This window comes from Haloarcula sp. Atlit-47R (genome assembly GCF_003665985.1).
GTDB lineage: Archaea > Halobacteriota > Halobacteria > Halobacteriales > Haloarculaceae > Haloarcula > Haloarcula taiwanensis.
The window spans coordinates 1-538 of the sequence record NZ_QPLQ01000037.1; the positions used below are offsets into that span (position 1 = coordinate 1).

Genomic DNA, 538 nt, shown 5'->3' on the forward strand with positions numbered 1-538 from the left:
TGCGGTTGCCGCGGGTCGCGGTCAGGCGTCGGGCGTCACCGTGGAGACCGCCTCCATCAACTCCTCGGGAGTGGTTGCCTCCACCGCCGTCTCGCCGGCGCTGACGCGCGCGGTCCCCGCCGGGAGACCGTCGGCATCGGCATCCGGAACCACGAGCGCCTCGTGGTCCGCGACGCGGAGCGCCGCCCGGTGGAGGTCGGAGCCGACGCCGTCGTTGAGTTCGACGAGAAGCGGGTCGCGGAGCAGCCGCGCCGCCGCGGTTCCGTAGGCGGCGACCTGCACGCCGATGCGGTCCCACGCGCCAGCGAACGCGGCGATGGTCTCCTGTGCGACCTCGCGGTAGCGCTCGTCGCCGGTGAGCGCCGCGAGGTCGACGAGCGCGTTCGCCATCTCCACGTTCCCGTCGAGCGGGCGCAGCGGCGACGACAGGAGCGCCTCGCCGCTCGCGGGGCCGTCGAGGAACGAGCCCTCGTCGAACAGTTCGTCGATGGCGGCGTCGGCAACCTCGGCGGCGAAGTCCAGAACCGGGTCGCCCGCC

The 538-nt window shown here is 74.2% G+C and carries 1 pseudogene; it reads right to left on the minus strand.

What is annotated here, in order from left to right:
• Positions 1–21: 21 nt before the first annotated feature.
• Positions 22–538, minus strand: a pseudogene (locus DVK00_RS20735) (thioredoxin domain-containing protein); the annotation flags it as partial.